24 protein-coding genes are annotated in these 24,891 nt (G+C 46.9%); 8 read left to right on the forward strand and 16 right to left on the reverse strand.

The annotated features are described in order from the left end of the window. Positions 1-4 precede the first annotated feature (4 nt). On the reverse strand, positions 5-358 hold the full coding sequence (locus tag ABIK48_03800; protein MEO0021278.1) for a LapA family protein: 354 nt from the start codon (positions 356-358) through the stop codon (positions 5-7). Further along, a complete protein-coding gene (miaB, locus tag ABIK48_03805) occupies positions 352-1,722 on the reverse strand; it encodes a tRNA (N6-isopentenyl adenosine(37)-C2)-methylthiotransferase MiaB (protein ID MEO0021279.1) in 1,371 nt (456 codons plus the stop codon). The genes ABIK48_03800 and miaB overlap by 7 nt, the downstream gene beginning before the upstream one ends. 112 nt (positions 1,723-1,834) lie before the next feature. Between miaB and ABIK48_03810 the strand changes: the two genes are divergently transcribed. Together ABIK48_03810 and ABIK48_03815 are read left to right on the forward strand one after the other, a co-directional pair. Continuing rightward, positions 1,835-3,142 (forward strand): bifunctional lysine ketoglutarate reductase /saccharopine dehydrogenase family protein, encoded by a 1,308-nt coding sequence (locus ABIK48_03810; protein ID MEO0021280.1) that lies wholly within the window; start codon positions 1,835-1,837, stop codon positions 3,140-3,142. A gap of 7 nt (positions 3,143-3,149) precedes the next feature. Further along, positions 3,150-4,472 (forward strand): saccharopine dehydrogenase C-terminal domain-containing protein, encoded by a 1,323-nt coding sequence (locus tag ABIK48_03815; GenBank protein ID MEO0021281.1) that lies wholly within the window; start codon positions 3,150-3,152, stop codon positions 4,470-4,472. Here the strand turns inward: ABIK48_03815 and ABIK48_03820 are convergent. Further along, on the reverse strand, positions 4,469-4,990 hold the full coding sequence (locus tag ABIK48_03820) for a ferritin family protein (GenBank protein ID MEO0021282.1): 522 nt from the start codon (positions 4,988-4,990) through the stop codon (positions 4,469-4,471). The genes ABIK48_03815 and ABIK48_03820 overlap by 4 nt on opposite strands. Before the next feature lie 336 nt (positions 4,991-5,326). Between ABIK48_03820 and ABIK48_03825 the strand changes: the two genes are divergently transcribed. The 3 genes from ABIK48_03825 to ABIK48_03835 are packed head-to-tail and all read left to right on the forward strand — an operon-like array spanning position 5,327 to position 8,334. Beyond that, complete coding sequence (locus ABIK48_03825) at positions 5,327-6,568, forward strand: LptF/LptG family permease (GenBank protein MEO0021283.1); 1,242 nt, start codon at positions 5,327-5,329, stop codon at positions 6,566-6,568. Beyond that, positions 6,565-7,659 carry an LptF/LptG family permease gene (locus ABIK48_03830; GenBank protein ID MEO0021284.1) on the forward strand — a complete coding sequence of 365 codons (1,095 nt, stop codon included), beginning with the start codon at positions 6,565-6,567 and terminating at the stop codon, positions 7,657-7,659. The genes ABIK48_03825 and ABIK48_03830 overlap by 4 nt, the downstream gene beginning before the upstream one ends. Positions 7,660-7,662: 3 nt before the next feature. Next, a complete protein-coding gene (locus tag ABIK48_03835) occupies positions 7,663-8,334 on the forward strand; it encodes a hypothetical protein (protein MEO0021285.1) in 672 nt (223 codons plus the stop codon). Here ABIK48_03835 and polX read toward each other — a convergent pair. From polX to ABIK48_03860, 5 genes are read right to left on the reverse strand one after another with little or no spacing between them, the layout of a single operon-like run. Further along, complete coding sequence (gene polX / locus ABIK48_03840; protein MEO0021286.1) at positions 8,305-10,035, reverse strand: DNA polymerase/3'-5' exonuclease PolX; 1,731 nt, start codon at positions 10,033-10,035, stop codon at positions 8,305-8,307. The genes ABIK48_03835 and polX overlap by 30 nt on opposite strands. Next, complete coding sequence (locus tag ABIK48_03845; GenBank protein ID MEO0021287.1) at positions 10,026-11,504, reverse strand: amidohydrolase; 1,479 nt, start codon at positions 11,502-11,504, stop codon at positions 10,026-10,028. The genes polX and ABIK48_03845 overlap by 10 nt, the downstream gene beginning before the upstream one ends. 13 nt (positions 11,505-11,517) lie before the next feature. Then, complete coding sequence (gene rlmD / locus ABIK48_03850) at positions 11,518-12,858, reverse strand: 23S rRNA (uracil(1939)-C(5))-methyltransferase RlmD (GenBank protein MEO0021288.1); 1,341 nt, start codon at positions 12,856-12,858, stop codon at positions 11,518-11,520. Further along, positions 12,852-13,313 (reverse strand): LPS assembly lipoprotein LptE, encoded by a 462-nt coding sequence (gene lptE / locus ABIK48_03855; GenBank protein ID MEO0021289.1) that lies wholly within the window; start codon positions 13,311-13,313, stop codon positions 12,852-12,854. Before lptE ends, rlmD begins: the two co-directional genes overlap by 7 nt. 36 nt (positions 13,314-13,349) lie before the next feature. Further along, the gene (locus tag ABIK48_03860; GenBank protein MEO0021290.1) at positions 13,350-14,129 is read right to left on the reverse strand and encodes a sulfide-dependent adenosine diphosphate thiazole synthase; all 780 of its coding nucleotides are present in this window, start codon (positions 14,127-14,129) and stop codon (positions 13,350-13,352) included. 105 nt (positions 14,130-14,234) lie between these two features. On the opposite strand from ABIK48_03860, the gene ABIK48_03865 reads away from it, so the two are divergent. Together ABIK48_03865 and ABIK48_03870 are read left to right on the forward strand one after the other, a co-directional pair. Further along, positions 14,235-14,639, forward strand: a complete 405-nt coding sequence (locus tag ABIK48_03865; GenBank protein MEO0021291.1) for a hypothetical protein — start codon at positions 14,235-14,237, stop codon at positions 14,637-14,639. A gap of 26 nt (positions 14,640-14,665) precedes the next feature. Continuing rightward, the gene (locus tag ABIK48_03870; protein MEO0021292.1) at positions 14,666-15,013 is read left to right on the forward strand and encodes a hypothetical protein; all 348 of its coding nucleotides are present in this window, start codon (positions 14,666-14,668) and stop codon (positions 15,011-15,013) included. A gap of 72 nt (positions 15,014-15,085) precedes the next feature. Here ABIK48_03870 and ABIK48_03875 read toward each other — a convergent pair whose 3' ends face one another. The 4 genes from ABIK48_03875 to ABIK48_03890 are packed head-to-tail and all read right to left on the reverse strand — an operon-like array spanning position 15,086 to position 19,757. Next, on the reverse strand, positions 15,086-16,123 hold the full coding sequence (locus ABIK48_03875) for a glycosyltransferase family 4 protein (GenBank protein ID MEO0021293.1): 1,038 nt from the start codon (positions 16,121-16,123) through the stop codon (positions 15,086-15,088). Beyond that, positions 16,120-17,622 carry a hypothetical protein gene (locus tag ABIK48_03880; protein MEO0021294.1) on the reverse strand — a complete coding sequence of 501 codons (1,503 nt, stop codon included), beginning with the start codon at positions 17,620-17,622 and terminating at the stop codon, positions 16,120-16,122. Before ABIK48_03880 ends, ABIK48_03875 begins: the two co-directional genes overlap by 4 nt. A 10-nt stretch (positions 17,623-17,632) precedes the next feature. Continuing rightward, the gene (locus ABIK48_03885) at positions 17,633-18,787 is read right to left on the reverse strand and encodes a glycosyltransferase (protein MEO0021295.1); all 1,155 of its coding nucleotides are present in this window, start codon (positions 18,785-18,787) and stop codon (positions 17,633-17,635) included. A 28-nt stretch (positions 18,788-18,815) separates the two neighbouring features. Next, positions 18,816-19,757 (reverse strand): histone deacetylase, encoded by a 942-nt coding sequence (locus ABIK48_03890; protein ID MEO0021296.1) that lies wholly within the window; start codon positions 19,755-19,757, stop codon positions 18,816-18,818. A 123-nt stretch (positions 19,758-19,880) separates the two neighbouring features. Here ABIK48_03890 and hslV point away from each other — a divergent pair, with 123 nt between their 5' ends. After that, entirely contained in the window at positions 19,881-20,426 is a 546-nt protein-coding gene (gene hslV, locus ABIK48_03895) for an ATP-dependent protease subunit HslV (GenBank protein MEO0021297.1), read from the forward strand. Here hslV and dapB read toward each other — a convergent pair. From dapB to tilS, 4 genes are read right to left on the reverse strand one after another with little or no spacing between them, the layout of a single operon-like run. Beyond that, the gene (gene dapB, locus ABIK48_03900) at positions 20,416-21,135 is read right to left on the reverse strand and encodes a 4-hydroxy-tetrahydrodipicolinate reductase (protein MEO0021298.1); all 720 of its coding nucleotides are present in this window, start codon (positions 21,133-21,135) and stop codon (positions 20,416-20,418) included. The two genes, hslV and dapB, sit on opposite strands and share 11 nt — an antisense overlap. Further along, positions 21,128-22,015 carry a 4-hydroxy-tetrahydrodipicolinate synthase gene (gene dapA, locus ABIK48_03905; GenBank protein MEO0021299.1) on the reverse strand — a complete coding sequence of 296 codons (888 nt, stop codon included), beginning with the start codon at positions 22,013-22,015 and terminating at the stop codon, positions 21,128-21,130. The genes dapB and dapA overlap by 8 nt, the downstream gene beginning before the upstream one ends. Positions 22,016-22,033: 18 nt before the next feature. Then, positions 22,034-23,905: an ATP-dependent zinc metalloprotease FtsH gene (gene ftsH, locus ABIK48_03910; GenBank protein MEO0021300.1), complete on the reverse strand. Its 1,872-nt coding sequence runs from the start codon at positions 23,903-23,905 to the stop codon at positions 22,034-22,036. Next, on the reverse strand, positions 23,895-24,881 hold the full coding sequence (gene tilS / locus ABIK48_03915; GenBank protein ID MEO0021301.1) for a tRNA lysidine(34) synthetase TilS: 987 nt from the start codon (positions 24,879-24,881) through the stop codon (positions 23,895-23,897). Before tilS ends, ftsH begins: the two co-directional genes overlap by 11 nt. Between the last annotated feature and the right edge of the window lie 10 nt (positions 24,882-24,891).

A 24,891-nucleotide genomic window follows, 5' to 3' on the forward strand; every position in this document is an offset into this window, starting at 1 on the left:
TTTACTAAGGCTCCTTTTCTTCAATCTTAATAATTCTTTCAGGTTTGGGGTTCGAGCTGGAAGTAGATATTTCATTCAGCGGCGCATTGCGTAGGATCCGGAGTTCTTCGGTAAGGGCGTCGATTTCCCGGCGTTGCTGAATGATTCGTGTTCTGAGGCGGATTTCTGAGATTACCGTAAATATTGCAACGCAAAGTGCCCCAAATGCAAATGAGTAAAGCATGATTAATGCAACCGGGACATCATAAAATGTTTTGAAAAAGACTCTGATTTCATTTACCGGGTACTGATTCTGCCAACCGAGAACAAAGAGAATGACAAATGCCAACAGAATCAGAATAATCCGGAAAGTTACCATAATTTAACCTCCTGCATGTTGGTGGGAAAATTGGGCCTAATTTCAGGAGAATCGGGCGTCCTCGCGCTGGAAAAAACGATTTCACCCTTTGGGGTCCAACCTCGAACTTCAACAATCCTCACATTTACAAGACTACCGGCAGGTAGAGATTCGTCAACAACTACCACCTTCCCTTGGGGCGTTTTCCCCATACATCCGGAGCCGCGCGGACTTTCCCCTTCTATCAGTATCTCATAAATTTTACCAAGCATTGCCCGATTAGATTCGCGGGTAATCTGGTTCTGCGTTTCGATCAATCGCAGCAATCGTTCTCTAATAACGTTCTCGGGAACAGTAGGGGTAAGCAAGCTTGCTGGCGTTCCGGGGCGGGGAGAAAATTTGAACATGTAAGCGTAATCAAAGCGTATTGATTTAATCAGTTCCAGTGTAGCGCAGAATTCGTCCTCAGTTTCAGTTGGAAAACCAACGATAACATCTGTTGTCAGCGAAATTTCCGGAAGATATTGTCGAATCAGTGCAACCTTATTGCGGTATTCTTCTATTGTATAGCCGCGATTCATCAATTTTAAAATACGGTCAGAACCCGATTGAACAGGTAAATGGAGCTGAGGGCAGATGCGGGGAAGTGTGGCGATCGTTTTGACAATCCGTTCATTCAGATCCCGTGGATGAGAGGTTAGAAATCTGATCCGGCATACCTTTGAGTGTTTGTGGATTTCAGCCAGTAATCGACAAAAATCGAAATCATTATAATTGTAGGCTAGAACATTTTGCCCGAGAAGTACTATCTCTCGAACGCCATGTGCGGTCAGCTCATCAATTTCGGACAAGATGGCTTCAGATGCTCGGAACCTTTCTTTTCCCCTTACATGAGGAACGATGCAGTAAGAGCAGAAATTACTACAACCGCGCATGATGGTAACATAGGCACTGACACGGTTTTGTATAACTGGACGAACCCGGTCATAGCATTCATCAGACAATTCTACAGCAATTTGAGGACAGTTAGCGTTCATTGCAGCATTTATTAACTCTGGAAGACGCTGATACTGATCTGGGCCGACTACCAGATCGGCATGGAAAGAGTTTACCAGTGTGTCCTGAAGCCGTTGTGCCATACAACCCAGTATGCCAACAACTCGGGCGGAACCGGTTTTTTTAAGATTTACCAATTGACGGAGATTTCCGAGCGCTCTTTTCTCAGCATGTTCGCGGACCGCGCAGGTCATAATCAGAAGGACCTCGGCAGTCGCTGGAGAATTTTTTTCTTCAAAACCAGTCCTGTTGAGAATGTTGCGGACCAGATCCGCTTCATAGAAGTTCATCTGGCACCCGTAAACCCGCAGGAAGTAAGTAGCACTCATTCCTATTTAATTTTAGCGATAATACGAAAATGTCAATAAATAATTATCACTGATAATCCTGCAATTGTCCGGGTTGACTTGCCTTTTGATAATCCTAAACTTACACTGGAAAATGAACACAATTGGTATTCGACGCGAGGACAAGAACATCTGGGAACGGCGCGCTCCACTTGCTCCTTTTCAAGTGAATGAGTTGACGTCGGTGTACAGGACAGTATTTTATGTTCAACCGTCTACCCGAAGGATATTCAGTGATTCAGAATATGCTCGAGCAGGGGCGAAAATCTGTGAAGCACTCGATGACTGTCAGGTTATTTTGGGGATCAAGGAGATCCCGGTTAACTTCTTCCGCCCGGCAACAACTTATCTTTTTTTTGCTCATGTTATTAAAGGACAGCCGAATAACATGCCGATGTTGCGTCAGATGATGAGACTCGGATGCTCCCTGATCGATTACGAAAAGGTAACTGATGATCAGGGACGCCGACTGATATTTTTCGGCCGGTATGCAGGGATCGCGGGAGCAATTGATACCCTAGCCGGACTGGGCAGGCGGTTGGAACTACTAGGGTACAAAACGCCATTGGTCGAGATTAAACTTGCACACGAATACGACACCTATGCAGTTGCCCGTCGTGAAATTTTTAGAGTGGGTGAATTACTGAAAAAAAATGGCTTACCGGACAAACTTGCCCCATTGATTATTGGGGTTACCGGTTACGGGAATGTTGCCCGTGGTGTCGACGAAATTCTAAATGAACTCGATTGCACTAGAATAGACCCCGCAGAGCTGCCCGAAGTAATGAGTTCAGGAAACACCAAGACAATTTATGAAGTTGTATTTCGCGAAGAGCATATGGTAGAACCGGTTACCGAGGGGCATGAATTTGATCTTCAGGAATATTATCAGTATCCGGAGCGTTACCGTTCGCGATTTGAGAGTTACTTACCTTATCTTTCGGTAATGCTGAATTGTATTTACTGGGACAGTCGATATCCCAGGCTTGTGACCAGGGAATACCTTAAAACTGTCACTGCTACCGATAAACTTCGATTGATAATTATCGGTGATATTTCCTGCGACATCAATGGTTCGGTCGAAGTTACCGTAAAGGCAACTGATCCCGGGGCTCCATTTTATGTCTATAATCCAATGGACGATACCATTCGAGACGGCATTGAGGGGGATGGGGTAGTAGTAATGGCGGTTGACAACCTTCCGTGCGAACTGGCATCTGATTCATCAGTTGAATTCGGCCGGGCACTGATGCCGTTTGTGCCCGTACTGCGGGAAACCAATTTCCAGGTTTCGCTGGAGCGATTAAATCTGCCAGCACCGTTGCACCGGGCTTTGATTCTCCATCGAGGAAAACTTACTCCGCCGTACCAATATCTGGAAAAATTTATAAAGAAAGGATGATGATAATATGAAAAGGGTTCTAATTTTGGGTGCGGGTCTGGTATCCAGACCGATGGTCCGTTATCTTTTAAGTCTCGACGATGTGGAATTAACGGTGGCTACCCGGACAGTTTCCAAGGCACTGGAATTGATAGGTACGCATCCCCGGGGACGGGCAGTTGAGCTGCTGGCTGACGACGAAGCTAACATCCACCGTCTGGTTGGCGGCAGTGATATTGTAGTAAGTCTGTTGCCATATACCTATCACCCTACCGTAGCCCGTCACTGCATCGACCTGAAAAAACATCTGGTCACAACTTCGTATGTGAGTGATGCAATGAGGAAGCTTAATGGCGAAGCGCAGAAAGCGGGTATTATTCTTCTCAACGAAATTGGTCTGGACCCGGGTATTGATCATATGTCGGCGATGGCGCTTATTGACCGGATCAAGACAAATGGAGGTCGAATTGTTAGCTTTATATCCTCGTGCGGGGGGCTCCCGGCACCGGAGGCGAATGATAATCCCCTTGGTTATAAATTTTCCTGGAGTCCACGGGGGGTACTGATGGCTGGTAGAAATGATGCCAGATTTTTGAGAGACGGAAGGGAGATGATAATTCCTGCCAGCCAGCTGTTTGCCTCATGCTGGCGTCAGACAATTCCCGGCATTGGTGAACTTGAAGCCTATCCTAACCGGAATTCGCTTCCTTATATTGAACTCTATCGTCTGGAAGGTATTAGAACAATGATCCGTGCAACTCTTCGCTATCCCGGCTGGTGCGAAACGATGCAGGCAATCAGCGAACTCGGATTGTTAATAGATGAGCGGGTCCGGAATGACCTTAGCCGGTTGACCTATGCACAGTGGTTTAGGGAATATGTACCCGGGACCGGCAGTCTGCAGGAGGATACAGGAGTTCGACTGAACCTGCCGGTAAATCATCCGGTTCTGCAACGGCTGGAATGGCTCGGGCTGTTTAGTGATACTCCGATTGCGCTGGAATCGGGTTCTAATCTTGATATTTTGGCGAAGGCAATGCTTGAACGTATGAGCTACAAACGAGGAGAACGGGATATGATCGTTCTGCATCATCAGTTTGTAGTTGAGTATCCGGGCAGGTTGGAAGGTATTGAATCTACCTTGGTGGATTATGGAGAACCAGAGGGTGATACAGCAATGGCGCGGACAGTAAGTCTGCCGGCGGCAGTTGCGGTTAAAATGCTCATTGAAGGCAGTATTAAATTGACCGGCGTTCAGATACCCGTTAGCAGCGAACTGTATCAGCCGATAATGACGGAACTTTCAAAAATGGGACTCAGGTTCCAAGAACAGGTGCAACGGCTTGGCTAGCGGTTGGTTTCGAGAGTAAATTCCCTTAAGCCCAACCAGAATCCGGTTTCCTCAATAAAGTCAATTTCTCCCTGAATCAACTGCTGGTGTGCCGATTCCATTTCTGCCAGACGCTTAAAAAGTAAACGTAAAGATTCTTGTTTGATTTTTCCCGACTGTTCAAGATAAAATTTTCGGGCATTATTTTCTAGTTCCAACGCTATTTGCAGTGCTGCAAGTGCGGCTGCATTTACCCTGCCGCCACTTAACACATCACGCTGAGTTATTTTAGGAATTAATTTCTCAATTAAAGTCGGAGACACAGATACTGGTGTACAACTGCCCTGACGGCGGTATTCATCTATTTTTCCCCCGAGCAAATCCTGATGCATAAGTTCATCCATTGCCAGCCGGATAAACATATTCTTGCCGGCTAAATCTTCGGTTTGCCATGCAAATTCCAGATACCGCCTGAGACTTTCGGTCTCTGCCACATGCGCAAGGGTTAAAACCTCAATTTCGGTATTTAACTCAGGCATCAGGTGTATGATAAATGGCTTTTCTGATGAGGTCAATTTCTGCGTCAACGTTGATATTTGCGTAGTGGCGGTAGTTTCAATATCTGCACCTGTTCAAGTGATGACCAAAATACCAGGAGCGGGCGATAATGCACAAGCCGCCATTTTTGGCCCTGCGGAGAGAACACTTAACCCCGAAACAGTGAACAGGTATGCCCGGGGCTAGCCCCCATTTTGTAACCGATTGTATCATAAACAGTTAACAAAACACAAACTGGTCTGGATTACAATAACAATAAATAGAGCAGGGTATTCCCGGTTTATTGACTTGCCCCGGGGTGGTTATATCATTATAAAATGACTCTGCTGCAGCGCGAGGCAGTTAAAGAGTTTGTTCTGTATTTCATTTTTGCTACTGCAGTCCTTGCCTTCATCCTACTGATGGATCGACTGTTCCTTCTCGCTGACCTCTTGGTAAGGAAGGGCGTTCCCGTATCGGCGGTGGTGGAAATTTCCATTTTTTCCCTGCCGTTTGTTATCAGTGTCAGCGCACCACTTGCCGGATTAATTGCCGGCGTGATTACCTTCGGACGTATGGCTCAAGATAATGAGATGGTAGTGGTACGGGCAGCTGGCATTCCGGCCTGGCGACTGTTCATACCGGTTATGTTGCTGGGTATCATAATGGCACCGGTGATGGTTGTTTTTAACGGTTATGTGGTACCAGAAGCACAGCACCGGGTTCGTAATTTGTTAACCGATATTGCACGGAAGAAACCGGCGTTGAGAATTCAGGAGCGAATTTTCATGGACGATTTTCCCGGATATATGGTATACATCGGGTCAATCAATCAGCGCCGTTCCACCATCAGTAATGCGGTAATTTTTGAGCGCGGGCGAGGCAAGAATCCACCGACCTTCGTTACTGCTCCCCGGGGTGAACTGAAATATACGCTGGATGACCGGTATCTGGTGCTGACTTTATATGACGGCGAAATTCATGAATTGCTCGAAACGGGTAATTACCGCCGGCTGGCATTCCGGGAGCAAATAATTAACGTGCCGAGTGAAGATGTACTGGTGCGGCAGGGGCGGGATTACCGGACTGATGACGAGATGCGTTTCAATCATCTGCTAAAGCAAATTCGGGATGTCAATAATGATGTCCGGGAACTTAATCAGCAGCTCGCTGATCTGAGGAGCGCCAGTTCTGACGATGAGATTATACAGGTACGTGCGGACGAGCTGAAAACCCGGATTCGTTACCGTCGCAGCGAGGCACTCCGATCAATGACCGAATTGCACAAACGGTTTTCGCTTGCCTTTTCCTGTTTTTTCTTTCTGCTTTTCGGGGCACCGCTGGGGTTAGTGCTGCGGCGTGGTGGTATCGGGACTGGTTTCATCGTCGGGCTGATATTCTTTGCACTGTATTATGTCCTGTTGCTTGCCGGAGAAAATATGGCCGAGAATGGCAGGGTATCACCGTTTTTCGGCATGTGGCTGCCGAACATCCTACTGGTACTGCCGGTTTTGGAACTTTCGAGCCGGGCGTTGTTTGAATTTTCACCACTCCGACTGTTTACGGGGCGAATTAAATGAAGACAATTGACCGTTACCTTTTTATTGAACTTACCAAGTTCGCATTTCTAGCATTATTAAGTGTAGTAACGATTTATCTGTTGATCGATTTGTTTGAAGAACTGGGGTATTTCGTAAGCAGGAATACGCCACTATCAGTGATCTTCAAGTATTATTTCTATACCCTGCCGTCAGCAGCAGTACTGCTCTATCCCGTAAGTCTGATTCTTGCAGTTTTTGTCGTATACGGCCAGATGACGAGAAATAACGAACTGGCAGCTTTCAAAAGTGCCGGAGTAAGCATCTACCGGTTGTTTCTACCGGCATTGGCGATTGGAATATTTACGATATTTGCCTTCATCGCTGGCAATGAATTCATTACCATCCGTTTTAATCGCAAGTTGAATCAGCTGCGCCGTTTTGTAATTGAAAAACGGATTCAGCCTCCAGCACATTATCAACATGATATTTATCGCATTGATGGCAACATAGTATTATGGAGCAGGGAGCTGGAGAAACAGGCTGCCGGCGTATCCAATGCAGTTCTCCGTAACTTTACATTGCTTAAGCTGGACCGGAACCGCCGGGTTAGTATTCGAGTCGACGGGGACTCGGCAGTTAATCAGAATGGAGTCTGGAAGGGATACGGCGTGCGGGTTCGTGAATTTGATTCTACCGGCAAACAGAAATTTACTCAGCAGGCACAGCTTGAATTGAAGTTGTTGACCCCCAATCTTTTTGAATTTGGCGCACTGGGACAGCCGGTCGAAGAGATGACAGTTTTTGATCTGAATAATTATATCCAGCTGATGCGGGCAAGTGGAGAAAATGTTGCGCGAGAGGAAGTTGAGTTTCATTACCGGTTCTCTTATGCCCTGATCGGTTTAATAGTAGTGATGCTGGGGTTACCGTTCTCAGTCCGTCTGCGTCGCGGTGGAGTAATGCTGGGGTTGGGGTTCGGGTTATTTTTCTCGTTTCTTTACTGGGGTGTTATTCAGACCTGTCGTGCCTTTGGAGCTTCGCATGTGATATCACCAGTATTTGCCGCCTGGCTGCCCAATGTTATCTTTGGTGTGGTAGCACTGGTGCTGATACTGAAAGTGGAGACTTGAACGATGAATCGACTTTTAACGGTATTACTACTGGCAGTTTCAGTGGGATTTGCAGGTGGAGGAATAATTTGTGATCCGGATAGCGACTGTTTCTATGTACCATCCGCTGTGCGGTTAGATGAACGGCGGGTTCCGGCGCTGCTTGTTTTCCATTGCAATGGTGCAACCGCAGCTGATCTGGATAGCTTCAGGAAAATCGGTGATTCACTCAACTGGGTAATTGCTACCTGCCATCGTGTTCGGAACCACCGAGGCATTTTAACTAACGATTCAGCAGCCGTCCAGACAATTAACAAACTCCTTCGATTCTTTCCGGTAGATTCCGAGCAGCTTTTTCTCTTCGGGTTTTCGGCACAGGGAGTTCAGGCACTGGCATCGATGTATCTGCATCCTAGGCTGATCAGAGGGGTGGTAACAGTCTGTGCCCATACCGGCGCCCAAGTGCTGGCAGAGCCCGGAACGCTGAACAGACATTATGCATATCTAGTGACCCGCACTGGTGACTGGAATCGTGTTGCCAATTATGAGCTCAACCGGGATTTGAATCTCTGGGGCGTCAGATGCACCCTTGCCATTACCCCGGGCGAACATTGTGCCGGTTCATGGCAGGAGGTGCTTGCAGGCTGTCGCTGGCTGCAAAAACAACTAAAAACCCTGACGCAATCGCGTCAGTAATTTCATCAGCTGAGTGAATGAAAGACAGTTGATGACATCACTTTTGGTAAGCCAGGCGCGACGCGCTGTCATTACACCATAACGCATCCAGCTGAGGTCGGAAACCGAATGGGCATCAGTATTGATGGCAATCAATACGCCTGCCTCCTTAGCCCGGCGTGCCCAGACATCATTGAGATCCAGTCGCTCGTAGTAGGAATTGATTTCGAGAATCTTGTGGTTCTGAGCAGCGCATTCAATTACCTTTTCGAGATTGATGTCGTACCCCGGCCGTTTTCCAATCAGCCTGCCACTCGGGTGGGCAATAATGTGCACTAATGGGTGTTCAATGGCGTTGCAGATGCGTCGGGTAGCATCACGATTGAACGCCTGATGAATTGAGGCAATTACCAAGTCGAGGCGGGCAAGAACCGAGTCTGGATAGTCAAGTCTGCCATCGGGGGTAATGTCTACTTCCGCTGATTTAAGTATCCGGAAGTTTCTCAGGTTCTCATTCAGCCGGTCAATCTCATCACAGCGGGCAAGCAGCCGGTCGGCCGTAAGGCCGCCAGCATAACCGGCAGATTCTGAATGTTCAGCAATGGCAATGTGAGTATAGCCGAGCTGGCGTGCTGCCCGGATAATTTCCATCAGAGGTGAACTGCCATCGGAGGCAGTTGTGTGGATGTGAAGGTCCGATTTTATATCCTCCTGATTTACCAATACCGGTAGCCGGTTTTCCTGGGCGGCTGCTATTTCCCCCCGGTCTTCTCGGAGTTCCGGTTCAATATAAGGCAGTCCAATTGCCTGATAGACTTCTAGTTCAGTTTTTCCGGCGATGCGGCGTTCGTTTCTGAAAACCCCGTATTCAGATATTTTCAGTCCCATTTTCTGAGCCAGCGCACGCAGGGCAATGTTGTGATCCTTGGATCCGGTGAAATACTGGAGGGCGGCACCGAATATTTCCGGTTCCACTACCCGGAGGTCAATCTGGCGTAAACCGCTTGCACCGGCAATGACTATTGATGCCTTGGTTTCGCCAGCAGACAGCACCTGCCGGGTCATTGGGAATGTAACAAACCGATGGACGATCTGTTGAGGATTGTTGCCGGTGGCCAGGATATCCAGATCGCCGACAGTTTCCCGACCACGTCGCAGGGAACCGGCAGCAATTACTTTCTTGGCATCAGAACCTGATTTAATATAACCGATGATCAGTTCGGCGAGTTCAAAAGCTTCGTTGAGATACATCCTGGAACCAGCGCGTTCAATTTGCTCAAGTCCCTTAAGAATGTTTTCTACCTTCTTTTTGCCCATGCCGGGAAGCTCAGCCGCAGAACCGTCAGCCAGCACCCGCTTGAGGTCCTCGATGTTCTTTACCCGAAGCTTTTCGTTCAACAGTCTGACGGTTTTTGGTCCAACGCCAGGGATATCGAGCAGGGCAAATAGACCAGGTTCAATTCCCGCGGTTGCCTCTTCCAGTTTCTTCATCTTCCCAGTAGCAAGATACTCATGGATCTTTTTCGCAATTCCGGAACCGATTCCGGGCACAGTTTCCAGCCGGTTTTCGCGATCCAGTTCGGCAACATCTTCTGCCAGATCGATCAGAACCCGGGCTGCCTTGCGATAGGCAAGTACCCGAAATCCGGTTTCTCCCTTCAGTTCCAGGGCATCAGCAATTCTTTCAAAAATCCGGGCAAGCTCCTGATTTTTTATTGCCATGAATCTGCCTGGTAAATTACCTCACCTGCTCTAAAAGTCGCAATGATCCGGGTCTGGATATCAATTCTTGGATCAGCACTGGTAATTACAAGATCAGCTTCCATTCCTGGCTTAAGGCTACCAATTCGATCTTCCATTTTAAGGGAATAGGCGGCATTTGCTGTGAAGAGGGCCAATGCTTCTGCCGAACTCAGCCTTTCGCTGCTATTAGGCAGCGAAATGGCGGCTTTGATGCCGAACAGCGGATTGAGTGGAGTTACCGGTGCATCTGACCCCCCTGCAACGACAACGCCGGATTTGAAAAGCGTTCGGTAGGGGTTGGTCATACGCCAGCGTTCGCCAAGACGTTTGGCATACATTCCGCTTGGTCCACCCCAGAGAAGTTCAAACGCCGGCTGGACACAGAGTATCAGCTTCAATTTACCGATACGATTGATCAGTTCCGGGCTCAGTAGTTCTGCATGTTCTATCCGGTGACGGAAGAATTCTGCAGTTTGCCCGACAAGTTGCTCATGACAGCGCACCAGCTGTTCAATTGCCCGGTTACCGATGGCATGAAAAGCGGTTTGAAGGTTCAGACGAGTTGCCTGGCGTAGAAATTCCAGGACCTTGCTATCACTGTGGTAAAGAATACCGCTGAACCCAGGAACGTCAGCGTACTCTTCGGATAGGGCAGCGGTGTGCGATCCGAACGACCCATCAAGCAGCAAGCACCCTCCGATCCGTGACAATTGGAACTGGCATGCCAGCTCAACACTCCACGTTTGCATAAATGGCACCATGCGAACTTCAGCACATTCAAGCGCATTCAGAATAATATGCCATTCCGATTCCTCCATTTCCGGTGTACCCACCATTGCTGCGATTGTAGTGATTCCAGCTTGGGTAGCATCTTTGACGGTCAGCCGCAGGGCAGTTGTGAGTACCTCGGTTGGCAGTTGCCGTTTCATCCGGCTGGAGAGTAGTTCATAGGCAGGTCCGAAGACCAGGCCGGTTGGATTACCGGCACCATCAAATTCTATGCCTTCCGGCAATTGTAATGAAAGCATGTGTAATGCGGGCGTGTTTGCGATTCCGGAATGACCATCAACGCGGTAAACGAAAATCGGTTTTGTTCGGGTCAGCCGGTCAAGTTCCCGCCGATAAAGATGACGGTGTTCCCGGATTTGCTCCGGATCAAAGTTAAACGCCAAAATCAAAGGCAATTCCGACTTGTGATTCAGGGCTTCGGAAAGCAGTTCGAGGACTTCACTCACCGAACGGGCAGAGGAGAGGTCGGGAAAGAATTTTGTCAATCCATATTCTATCGGATGAGCATGGCTGTCAATAAATCCCGGCAGTATGAAATTATCAGATTCACAACGCTCCAATGGCACAAGCGCCTTAATTTTTCCGTTGTCGATGATTATCTTACCCGGAAATGGAGTAGCTGATGGAGCCGGAATTAAGTTTCCGGACAGTATTCTCATTTTCCTGTTCTGTTCAATAACGGACCAACTTCGTAATTATTTCAACATGAGTAGTCTGGGGAAACATATCAAGCGGCTCTACTGATTCACATCGGTAGCCTGATTGCTCCAGAATTGCCAGATCACGGGCAAGAGTTGCAGGATTGCAGGATATGTAAATTAATATCCTAGGACTCAGTGCTGTTACTTTTTTAAGTGTTTCCGGATTGCACCCCTTTCGCGGCGGATCGATTATGACAACATCTGCCTGCTCCAGACTGGCAATTACACGATTGACGTCATCATTGATAAAGGTAACATTCCCTGCCTGATTTATTTCGGCGTTAAATCTTGCGTCATTTACTGCTGCAGATTCGATTTCGACCGCGGTCACACTTTTAACCATTGCAGCGAGAACGATACTGAGCATACCGACACCGCAAAATAGATCAAGCACGGTCTCAGAACCCTGAGGTGATATCAGATCGATTAATTTCCGACAGAGTTCCTGGGCCTGATGTGGATTAACTTGAAAAAAGGACTGAGAGGAAATTCTGAATTTACGGTTGAGGATGATCTGGAAAGTATGGTCCGTTCCCGATAATTTGGTCGTCTGGGGACCAAGAATCCGATTTGTTTTATCAGGATTGATATTCTGTACTACACCAATTACCGTTGGCAAAGCAGTGATTGCGGAAATAAATCGCTGGTCCAGTTGGTTGGTTCGAGTAACAACGACGACCAGAATTCTGTGATCATAATTTTCGCGCAATACGATGTGCCGGATATTTCCCCGGTGAGCGATTTCATCATATGGCTTTTCCCGAGCAACAGCAATGCTGTCTAACAGCTGGCGCCTGATTTCATTGAATGATGACGGATGAAGATAACAAATCGGAATATCAAGCAGATGGTGTGTAGCCTTCTGGAAAAAGCCGATTTTTACCTGTCCATTGTGCCGAACCGGATACTGGGTCTTGATGCGGTAATGCCATGCTGGTCCCGGATTTCTTATATTGCTAACAGGAACAAAGATTTTCCCGATGTGCTGGAGTGCATCGTTAACCAGAAGTTTTTTAATTACCAGTTGGCCGGTATAATCGATATGCTGAAGCTGGCAACCACCACACAGACCGTAGAATTGACAACGCGGTTCAGTGCGCAGGGGGGAGGGTTGAATGATTTCTTCAATCTCGGCAACGGCATAATCTCTTTTTTTCTGAATAATTCTTGCACGCACTCTTTCCTCGGGAGCGGCAAAACGGACAAATACCTTTAATCCGTTCCATGTGGCAATTCCATCTCCGCCATATGTCAGCCGTTCAATTAAAAGTTCAACCCGTTCTTCAGACGAAACGATGGAACGGGTTACCATGCGGTTATGATCTGGCGGACAATTTCCTGCGCTAATTTGCCGAGTGCTTCTGTAATCGCTGCTTCATCAGTTTTGTGCGCGGGGTCATAGGAAATGCGACTAGTGACTGTACCCGAGTAAAAAGGTTCATTCCGGCTCTGGTCATGAACATCGAACTGTGCGGAAATGGTAATTTCATATGCGATGATATTCTGGGCAGCATCATAAGCACTGGCAGTGCGGTAAAATCCATTTATCAGCACCTGAAGAATAAGGTCCGACTGATCAAGACTGCTTATCCGGAGATTACGATCAGAATTAAATGCTACCGGCAGCTGTAGAAGCAGTTCTTCAGCAAGTCCGGGTTGCGTGGTTGAGTTTTCAACAGATTTCAGAGCAATTGTCCGAACATGTGAGGGCAGCAAAGAACGGGCAGAATAACCGCATCCATTTACTGCGATAAAAACCAAAACCAATTTTACAAGCTGCCGGCAAGTCATTGGTTCAGGAGTCTACTGTTTCAGCTTGCTGACGATCAATTCCGCAACTTTCTGTCCTGATAATAACATACCTCCGAATATCGGGCCCATTCGGGGTCCGCCCAAAACTGCATTTGCAGCCATGCCCACTACCCACAGCCCAGGATAGATTTCCCTGGTATTTTCAACGGTTAGCTGCTCAGCACGTTCTGCCCACATTGGTCCTTCGCCTTCAATATTACCCGATTGAGTGGGAAGAGTCACCTTGGCTTTGCGCACCAGCTGGTGAACGATTTCAGCCGCGTGACCGGTGGCATCAACAACCGCCTTCGCAGCAATTGTCAAAGGATCAACGTGAAGACGGGCCAGCTCCACTGCGCTCCAGTTGATAACTAAGCCGGAAACTTTGCGATCGATCAGCAGAAGGTCCTCTACACTCATGAGATTGAAAATTTTAACTCCAGAACGAGCCACCTTTACGAGTAATGCCCCCAGCAATTCCAAAGCATCAGCAACAAAGTATCCGGGGCGCTGTTCAACGGAATTAACTCCCAGCTCATTAATAATAGCAAGTGCTTCAGCTTGAATCACGATTTCAGAAAACATCATTCCGCCACCGGTTAATCCACCGCCAGGCTTGAGGCCGCGTTCAAAAACAACCGTTTTAAATCCTCGTTCAGCGATTTTCCAGGCTGCGGTTAAGCCTGATGGTCCGGCACCGACAACAGCGACATCCGATTCAACGTTATTGAGAAATCGGGAGTAGAACCGCTCAACAATTGCCCTTGTTATTTCTGTTTCTATTATACTCATAATTATTATCCTAAGCAGACTTGATACCAAGTCAAGACAGCAAATTACAACATTGATCTTTAGATTCCCCTTGACACAATAAATTGAACTGGTATAATGGAATGAATGCAAAATGATGTCAGTGTATCAGGAAATCCGATTCCGGTGGAAATAAGGATGCTGGCAGCATTTGGTTATCTGCCAATGCTGTTTATATTACCCTTAATTTTCGGACAACGGTATCGATTCAGTAAATTCCACGGGTTCCAGAGCCTCTTTCTGCTTATTGGATTGGCACTTATCTGGATTGCGATACTTCTCGCTGATGTGCTTTTGGGAAGTATCTTGGGGAAGATAATTCTTCTGGGATTCATATTCAAAGTAAGCGCCTGGATCATTCATAATCTGGTTGGCACTGTAATCTCAATTATTTATCTGATCCTAATCATATACTGTTTTGTCCAAGCCGCTGCAGGGCAGGAATGGAGAATTCCGGTAATCGGTATTCTGGCTCAGAGGTCAGTAAATTGACTTTAACAAATAAAAAGGAGGATAAAATGGAAGAAAATGAAACAGTACCCACCGGGAGCAGTGATGAGATTGAAAAGGGAAAAGGACTGGCATGGCTTTCTTATATTGGTATTCTCTGGCTCGTACCGCTGCTGGCGATGAAGGAAAATAATTTCTGCAAGTTCCATGTAAAACAAGGAATCATCCTTACAATATGGTTTTTTGCGATCGGCATTGTAGGTTCGATACCATTTGTCGGCTGGTTCCTAATTCTACCCCTCGGAACAATTTTGGGATTGATCTTGGCAATAATAGGGATCATAAACGCCGCCCAAGGTAAATACTGGCAGATGCCATTATTCGGCAAACTGGCACAAAACTGGTTTAAATTTTAACAGAGTTCCAGTTCTGATAATAAATATTATGTAAACTAAACGGAGCAGCCGTATTGGGTTGGAAGCAGGGTATTAGCCTTGGTTGTATAGGATTTTTTTATAATGTTTAATCAGCTCTTCCCCACACCGTTCCAAAGTGTAGTTATTGTAAATATGATCCCGCAATGCATGTGTCTTGGGCATGTTTAATGATTTTTCCAGGGCTTTTTCGATCGACGCTGGTGAATATGGATTCAAGTAAGTAGCGTAGCCACCAAAATATTCTTTGGTTCCGCCATATCTGGTAATACAGACTTTTGCACCTGCTATTCCAGCTTCAAGCGCTGCGAGCCCAGGAGTTTCGAAAAGTGAAGGCAGAATAAATGTATCACAGGCAGCGTATGCCGACTTGAGTATTTCCGAGTCATGTTCAACAGCAGAAAGCAGTTTAATTGACCGGGAGCGCTCGATTACTTCCAGACAGCGACGGGCATATTGGTTATTCAGTATTGGACCAATAATTACTGAGGGTATACCTTTCTTATCTAGTATCTTAAGGAGTGGAAGCAGGTTTTTTCGCCCCAAGCCAATATGACCAACATATAATACGAAATCTTTGATACCAAATTCCTGCACGAATCGCTCCGGGGAAGCGTAAAAAAAGCTTTTATCCACGCCATTGGGAACCCTGGCTGTTTTAGCCGCATCAATTTGCAAACCTTGGGTAATTAGAGTCTTTTCAGCTTCGGTATTTACAAGGATCAAATCTGCCATCTGGCATAGTTCCCGGCAGAACTGAATTTCAGTCCAGACCCCTCCCATTTTTCTTAATATACCCGAGACAAGAGTATTAAGCCTAAGTCGCAGATTATGATGCGCACTGTAGAAAACCGGTGTTAATACCAACTTTGCCCCCAGCATTTTTATTGATCTGCCTAAATGGTATGTGCCATTGTGGGCTGCAAAAAGGTGGAAAAGATCGTAATCGGCAAGGTTGTATTTCTTCCAGGGGCTGAATAATTCAATTTCTATGTTCTTTGTTTTCAGAACCCGTGCAGTTGAAGCAATTTGTATATCTACTCCACCACCAAGTATCTTGATAGAGGAAAATGATCCTATGAGAATTTTCATTCTGGGTTCTTTCTGAGTATACGCAGATCGCGCAATTGCCGTCTGAGAAGGCGGAGATGGTTTTTTAATTTCCATACAGGCGTTTCGTACCTGATTTTTGCAATATCCGCAGGACATGGTTTCTTTTCTACCGGCTTCCAATTAAGTGTTGTAAGTGAATATTTTCCAGAAACATACGGAACCCGGGCAGCAAACTCGTTTAATTCTATAACTAGTTCGAGTTCCGAATTGGGTTCGGTTACATCAATTTCCAGACTCTGTTCGCTAACGCGACATTGGTATTTTGACTTTTCTCTTTTCGTCCACCAATCGGTGAATTGAGTCATCGACATCCATCGTCCGCACCGATGAATTCCATATTCAACGACCGCTTTTATTACCCTTGGGAATCTGATTATTGTCAGCGGGTGATCATACAGGAAACAGGGTTCGTTTCTTGCTACCTGCAAATCAATGATATTTTTATAATATTCTATCATTGCGTCTTCATTCATGCCTGCAGCGATAAGTCTTCCGAGTGATACCGGATGAACTGGAACCTGAAGGACCGGAGTGAATGTTCCATCAATTACCGGTCTTGATGGTAAATCGTCGTAGGCATAGCAGAATTCGCTCGAATAAGTAAACCCCAGTTTTGCAAAGGCAGTTGCTATTGCCCGATGCCACTCACCATAAGGTGCGGCAACACCAGATGGTATTAGATTCATAAGCCTCATTTTTTCCAATCCATTATAGTAATTAGTGATATTCCGCTTTATATCGGGATATACAACATGGTAGTGGCAATGGAGCTGGACATCTTGGTTGGAAAGAACCGCGGCCCAAATCGGCGCCTCGTTAACAGTCACTTCTGAAGTCATTATAAACCAAGTCCATGACATTCCGAAACTTTCGGGGATACTCAGGCATTTTTTAATGATTTTAATCGGCGTGTAGTCAGTGTCAATGCGGAACCCAAATACTGATTTGCAGCCTGCCGGTACATAGGAAAGGTGAATGTAAGGGAGATTTTTCTGATTGAAAAACATGCGCAGGCAGGCAGCGATTAATCTTCTAACCCCACCGCGATCAACGCGAGCAACCGTTTCATCTGGGCATCTCCCCTGTCTAGTATAAAATTTTTTGGTCTGATACCCCCGATGCCGTAATGTTGAAAATGGGCTGCAGGGAATAACCATGGTTTCTCCGCCATCATAATAAACAAATGACAAACCGCGGTCGCTGTGTCCCAGGTTGGCATTTGCCGGAATGTCACATCGGCAGTTTATGTCAACCAGTTGCAGGTTGTGAAAGTATGGAAAATTATTTGCAGTTATGAATTTCACCGGACAGCTGCGGTTCTTCAATTCAGTATTAGGGTTCGGTGCGGAACTGAGTAGCAACTGATTGTCTTTCAGGTACACAAATACCGCTGCATTCTCTTTGTCATCTGTTACCGGCACGCCTTCCTGTCCAAGAATGGTTTCAAGGTAGAGATCGGGGTTTTCGAGATAAATCATAATAATACTGTCAGGTTCTGCTTAGCCTCCTATATATACTCAGAAGGACTTCTTCGGCAGCATGCCAGTTATATCTACTTTCAGCTGCTTTTCTTCCTGCTTCACCCCGTGCAATGGCCGCATCGGGTTCTGAGAGTATCTGTTCCATCGTTCGGGCTATTTCTTCCGGGCGAGTGGGATCGATAAGCCAGCCACACTCAGCATCGTTAATTATGCGGGCGATTTCTGGAAAGTTGCTGGCTACAATTGCAAGCCCGGCGACCATAAATTCAAAAAGTTTACTGGGCTGATTTGTCCAGTCGTTTCCTCGCCCGGGCTGCAAAAGGATTACACCACTAAGCGCAGATTTTAGGAGTTCGAACACCTGTTCATATGAATCAACACGTTCAACAAATTGAATGTTGTTTTCTAAATTGTTATTTTTGATATACGATTTAACCCATCGCTCAATATCATCGCGCGGATCAAATTCGCCCCGGACGATAAGTTTTACTTCAGGAAATCGCCGTTTTACTTCCCCCAGAGCAATTAAAAGTCGATCAAATCCGCGCGGACGACAGATCAGTCCGGTATAAATGAACCAGGGGTTTCTTGCAGTTTTATCCTTCTGGTGCGACACCAGAGGTGCATAGTTCGGCACAATGTTCACCACTGCCCTGCGCCTTCGAAACCGGAAAGCCCTCAATTGGTTAGTTTCAATTATTGCGTCTGCCTTTCTGACTGCCTGATATTCAAGATAGTTGATGAGTAACCAGGCAAGTATCCTGATAAATAGTGGTAAATCAGTTCGGTCCAGATATTGACGGGGAAACCACTCGCTGGATTCATAGACAACCTTTATGTGAGGCCTGAAAGCTTTAATATTCAGGCCAACGGCGAGACACCATGGGTCAATGCAATGATAAACATTCGCATTTTCTTTCCAAGCTAAACGGGCAATTTCCCAGAGCGTTCTGGTTTTCTTAATCTGCCACCTTTCGGGTATAGCAATGACTTTTATTCCTTTGAAATAAAAAATATGGGTATTAAATTTATTTCCCAGCCCGATAACAGTAACCTTGAACCCCGCCTGAGAGAGAGAGAGAGCCTCGCGATCAAGAAATCTGCTGTATTCTGCCGGATATGAAGAAGTAAGGAGACAGACATGTTTATTAATTGCGGTCATGCGTTTTCAATTACAGAAACGACACTGCCTAATTTTGTGGATGAGCTGGTTCTGACTGTTCTCCGGTTCCAGCTGGCAGCTGTCCCAATGCACGAAGGCATTCCCGGGCGGTGTTGACATGAATTTCTACTGTATCCTGTGTATTGAGCGCATAGCCTCCAGCGAGTACGGGCACGACCGGTATTCCGTTCCGATGGCAGTTTTCGATCACTATCCGGTCGCGCAACGCCAGCCCCCGTTTTGTTAAACGAAGCGTTCCTAACTGATCATCGATATAGGGATCCGCACCTGCAACATAGATGACAAATTGAGGTTTGTGGTCCGAAATGATCTTGGGAACCGCCGTGCTCAGATGCTGGTTGTACTCTTCATCCCCCGTCTCATCCTCGAGACCTATGTCCCATGAAGAACGCTCCTTTATGGGATACAGGTGTTCCTGATGGATGGAAAATGTGAAAACCCTTGAATCATCCTGAAAGATGCGGGCGGTGCCGTTACCCTGATGCAGATCACAGTCAATTACCGCCACCCTTTCTATCTTACCCTCTTTTTGCAATTTTTTTATTGCAACTGCAATATCATTAATATAACAGAACCCCTCGGCATGGTCGGCAAAGGCATGGTGAAAACCGCCGCCAATGTGCATGGCGATACCGTCTTCCAGGGCAAATTGGCAGGCAAGGATAGTTCCAGAAGTATGAAGCATATAACCATAAACAATATCCCAGGTAAGCGGAAGTTCGGAACGGACAGTTCTTGATGTCCAGCGCAGGTTCAGCAGATCATCTACATATTCTTTAGTATGAACAAGTCGAATATCATCAATTACCGGCTCGGGTGGCTCAAAGAAATCCGATTCCTTTGCCAAGCCGTTGCCTAAGAGGGAAGCCTTTACCAATTTGTACTTGTCGGTTGGGAATACATGGACGCCAATATTAAAATGATAGCGGTCAGAATATACAAAACGCATACTCTGTGAATTTTAGACCGGATCTATTCTAATGTCAATGGAAAACAGCGCTGAATTTTATCTACACCATAGCCACTGGAGCAGAATTTGCATTAGCAGAATTTTAAAATAATATTAATCTTAATGATTCAGAATATTTTTCACCATACGACTATCATTGGAGTGCGCCGTGACGGCAGGGTGGCAATGGCGTCAGACGGTCAGGTTACTTTTGGTGAAACTATTCTCAAACATTCTGCCCGCAAGATCAGAAAACTCCACAACGGGAGAGTTCTTGTTGGATTTGCCGGAGCAACGGCTGATGCCTTCACTCTTTTTGAACGGTTTGAAGCAAAACTTGAGGAATATGCGGGTAATTTATCCCGAGCGGTTGTCGAACTGGCAAAGGATTGGCGCACCGATCGGGTTTTGCGCCGGCTTGAAGCGCTGCTGGGCATTATGGACAGAGAACATTCTTTTATCGTCTCCGGCTCCGGGGATGTGATCGAACCGGATGACGGGATTATCGCTATCGGCTCGGGAGGCACTTACGCCCTGATTGCTGCTCGCTTGCTGTTGAAATATACCTCGCTTTCCAGCGAGGAAATTGTTCGGGAGGCGATTCAGCAGGCGGCTGCAGTCTGTGTTTATACGAATAACGAAATCTACATCGAAACCATTAGAAGTTGATGATGTCAGTCATTGAGTAAAATCCGGCGGGTTGCCTGATGATCCAGCGGATGGCTGCAAGGACACCAGCTGCAAAGGCGGCTCGACTTTCGGCTTTATGAATCAGCTCTAAACGTTCACCGGTACCGCCAAAAATGATTTGATGTTCGCCTACTACGTCACCGGTCCTTATTGAAATTACCGGAATTTCTGTTCTGCCCGTTGCCAGCTGCAATTCCTCAGTCAGTTGCCGGGCAGTTCCTGATGGGGCATCCTTTTTTTTCTTGTGGTGAATTTCAATCAGGTGGATATCGTATTTATTGCCTAACAGCTGAGCCGCTTGCACGGCGATTCTGGAAAGAACTGCAATCCCCAAAGCAAAATTAGGTGCCCAGACAACAGGAATTTTCTTGCCAGCCTCGCGAACTGTTCTTAACTGCTCGGCGCTGAAACCGGTGACACCGGTGATAAAAGACGTGCCCCTTTCGGTACAGAGATTAACATTTTTAACCACAGTGACAGGATTTGAAAAGTCGACAACCACATCGACACTGGTCAAGCAGACAGAAAGTTCGGTAACAATTGTACCGGAACCGACGGGAGCACCAATCTGGGGATGTTCGGGTGCTTCAACGCCGCCCACCACCTCAATATCAGACTGTTGGGATAGCAACCGCCTTATTTCATTTCCCATTCGTCCGGCGCAACCAACAATGACTACTTTAATCATGCTTGATCCGCAATCCGTAGTTCTGCAACGCCTGTCGGAGCAGCGCTTTTGAACTGGAACTTAAAGGACTTAATGGAAGTCGCGGGTAGCCGGCAGGCATCCCGAGCATATTCATTGCAGCTTTAACCGGAATGGGGTTGGTTTCAAGAAAAAGCGCCTTAATCAAAGGAAATAATTTCAGGTGGCGTTTCCGGGCCGACTCCGTTTTCCCCTCCAGATAATCATCAACCAGCGCCTGGACGTCATCCGGAACGATATTGGAAACAACCGAAATCACTCCGCGACCGCCGAGCGACAAAATTGGAAGAGTGAGAGAATCATCACCTGAAAGTACGGTTATTCGATCGCCGCAACGGATGAGAATATCGCTAACCTGGTCAAGATTTCCTGATGCCTCTTTTACTGCTACTATATTAGGACATTCATTTACCAACCGTTCGATTGTTGCCGGTTGAATGTTGACAACGCTGCGCGGTGGAATGTTGTAGATAATCAGTGGCAAACGGGTTGCCTCAGCACAGGCACGAAAATGCTGGTAAAGTCCTTCCTGAGTCGGTTTGTTATAATAAGGTGCAACTACCAAGACAGCATCAACCCCGAGTTCTTCCGCTCTCCGGATTTGGCGAACAGACTTCCAAGTTGAATTTGTTCCCGCACCGGCGATTACCGGGATTTTGCCCTTAGCCTCGGCAACAGCTGTCTGAATTACCATTTCCCATTCCGTTTCGTTCAAGCAGGGCGATTCGCCGGTAGAACCACAGACTAAAATTCCCTGTACACCGGTTTGCAATTGGAAGCGAATATTCTCCCGCATTCCATCAAGATTCAGCTCCTCTTCCTTGAAGGGGGTAATCAATGCAGTAATACAACCGGTAAACATAATACCTCCCTGATGTTTTTAAATCGGGGGGACAACAGTTTGTTTCTTGTCGTCGCCCCTAAGCCCGAGAATCTGATCTACATCGCTGCCGCTTAATGCCTCCTTTTCCAGCAAAGCCTTTGCCAAACGATCCAGTTTGTCGCGATTTTCCCGAATAAGCTGCGAAGCCCGAGCTGCTTGTGTATCAACAATACGCTTGATTTCAGAGTCAATCAATCGGGCGGTTTCCTCAGAAAAGGTTCGATGCAGACCCAGTTCCCGCCCGAGGAAAATCTCTTCGTTACCCTTGCCGAATGTTAACGGTCCCACTTTTTCACTCATCCCCCACTCGGTTACCATTCTTCTTGCCAGCATGGTTGCCCGGTCAATATCATCCCGGGAACCGGTTGAGATATCGTTAAAGACAATTTGTTCAGCAGCTCTCCCCCCCAGCATAACCGTTAATTGATTCAGGCAGTATTCGCGGGAATATATGCGTTTGTCATCTATCGGTAATTGCTGAGTAACACCTAATGCTCTGCCTCTTGGAATTATCGTTACCTTGTGAATTGGGTCCGTACCCGGTGTAAGCCTGGAAACCAGTGCATGTCCGGCTTCGTGATAGGCAATCCAGCGCTTCTCCTCTTCACTTATCAGCAAACTTCTTCGTTCCACGCCCATCAAGACCTTATCTTTGGCGTCCTCAAAATCCTGCATGGTAACTGCATTTCTTCCCCTGCGTGCCGCCAGTAGCGCAGCTTCGTTAACCATGTTGGCCAAATCAGCCCCCGAAAAACCTGGAGTGCTTCGTGCCAGAATAGATACATCAACATCCTGGCCGACTGCAATCTTGCGAATATGAACTTTAAGGATGCCTTCCCTCCCCAGAACATCAGGAAGATCAACAACGATCTGCCGGTCGAATCTGCCCGGTCTTAATAATGCCGGATCAAGTATATCCGGACGATTGGTCGCCGCCATGATAATAACGCCATCGGTTGTTTCAAATCCATCCATTTCAACAAGGAGTTGATTCAGTGTCTGTTCACGTTCGTCATGCCCGCCTCCGAGTCCTGCACCGCGCTGTCTGCCCACTGCGTCAATTTCATCGATAAATATAATGCAGGGAGCATTACGCTTCGCCTGTTCAAAAAGATCGCGGACGCGGGCAGCACCGACGCCGACAAACATCTCTACAAAATCAGATCCGGAAATAGAAAGAAAAGGGACGCCAGCCTCTCCTGCTACCGCCTTCGCCAGCAGGGTTTTACCGGTGCCGGTGGGACCAACCAGAAGCACTCCCTTGGGAATTCTCCCTCCCAGACGCTGAAATTTCTGCGGTGATTTCAAAAAGGCAATAATTTCCCGCAACTCCTCCTTGGCTTCCTCTACTCCGGCGACATCATTAAAGGTAACTTTCGGCCGATCAGAGGTTAATATCCGGGCGCGGGATCGGCCGAAGGTGAAAGCGCGGTCCTGACCAGAAGTCATCCGGCGCATAAACATGAGCCAGAGACCGATAACCAATACCCAGGGGAGAAATGATATCAAAATCGTTGGCAACTGCGAACGCTCCCGAACATCAACATAAACATCATTTTTCAGCAGTCGTGGGACAAGTTCTTGATCATTGGGGGGTGTTGTAGTTCGGAACTGAGTCATGGTCATTTTACCCTGCTCCAAGAGGATATCAGTTGGGACACGCAACGTTCCGGTAATTTCCCGGTCGGTTATCGTAATCTTCAGCACATTACCGGCATCTACCTGTTTTATGAACTCGGTATAGCTGATTCGGGGTGCGGTACGGCGATATTGAGAGAAAAAAGTCCAGGCCATCCAGGCTGACAGAAGCACAAGAACCCAGATTACCAGCGAGCCGAGAGTTCTTCCGGCGTTCGTTTTAATCGCCATTAACCGATTTCGGAATTTTTCTGGTTATTTCTACGGCTGCATTGCGAATGCGCACAACCACGCCTGCCTGAATACAATGAGTTCCCACGCATTTTCTGGTGATTAAATCCACTATCCGCTCCACATGATTAGAAGTAATCTCCGGCGCGATTAACCTGATGATCCTTCTTTTCAGAACTACATTATAGCTGTTGAATCGCTTGATGTCAATCAACACTCTCTTGCTGTTAGATTTTCCAATCCGGCTTAGCGCCTTCTGTGCCAGATCCTCGAGAAAGCAGTCTTCACTCCGGAGTAGCTCTCCGGTGCGCAATACATTTTCCCTGACTGCAGGGTTGATTTTTTCCATTACCGGGATAATCTGCAGTCGAATCAGATTACGGGTGTATCTGACATCGGTATTAGTTTCATCCTCTACCCATTTGAGAGATCTGGCTTCAAGATAGCTCCTTATTTCCTTACGGGTAATCTTAATAAGTGGACGGATGAAAATATCCCGGTGAACTGGAATACCACACAATCCGCGTAATCCGGCTCCGCGCGCCAGATTGTGAATTACCGTTTCCAAGTTATCATCAGCGGTATGACCCAGTGCTACCCTATTGCAGGCAAGCCTTTTTGCTGTCCGTTGATAATGCAGATAGCGGAGGCGTCTTGCCGCAGTTTCCAGACTCATTCTGTGTTTCCGAGCAAAGGATGGTGTATCAACTTTTACGACAACGAGTCGAATATCCCACTGCTGGGTAAGATTGCGCACAAACATTTCATCCTGGTCGGCATTGACCCGAATTCCGTGGTTAATATGAATACCCGAGATCCGCAGTTTATATCGTGGGGCAATCAGCCGCAGCAAATCCAGCAGGCATACTGAATCCGCACCTCCGGAAATACCCGCAAGCACATGACCGCCCCTTTCCAATAACTGGTATTCCTCGATGGTGTCAATAAAACGGTGGACAACAGACAGCTTATCCATACCAAATTTT

The organism is candidate division WOR-3 bacterium, assembly GCA_039801085.1.
Lineage (GTDB): Bacteria > Hydrothermota > Tepidihabitantia > Tepidihabitantales > Tepidihabitantaceae > JAOABP01.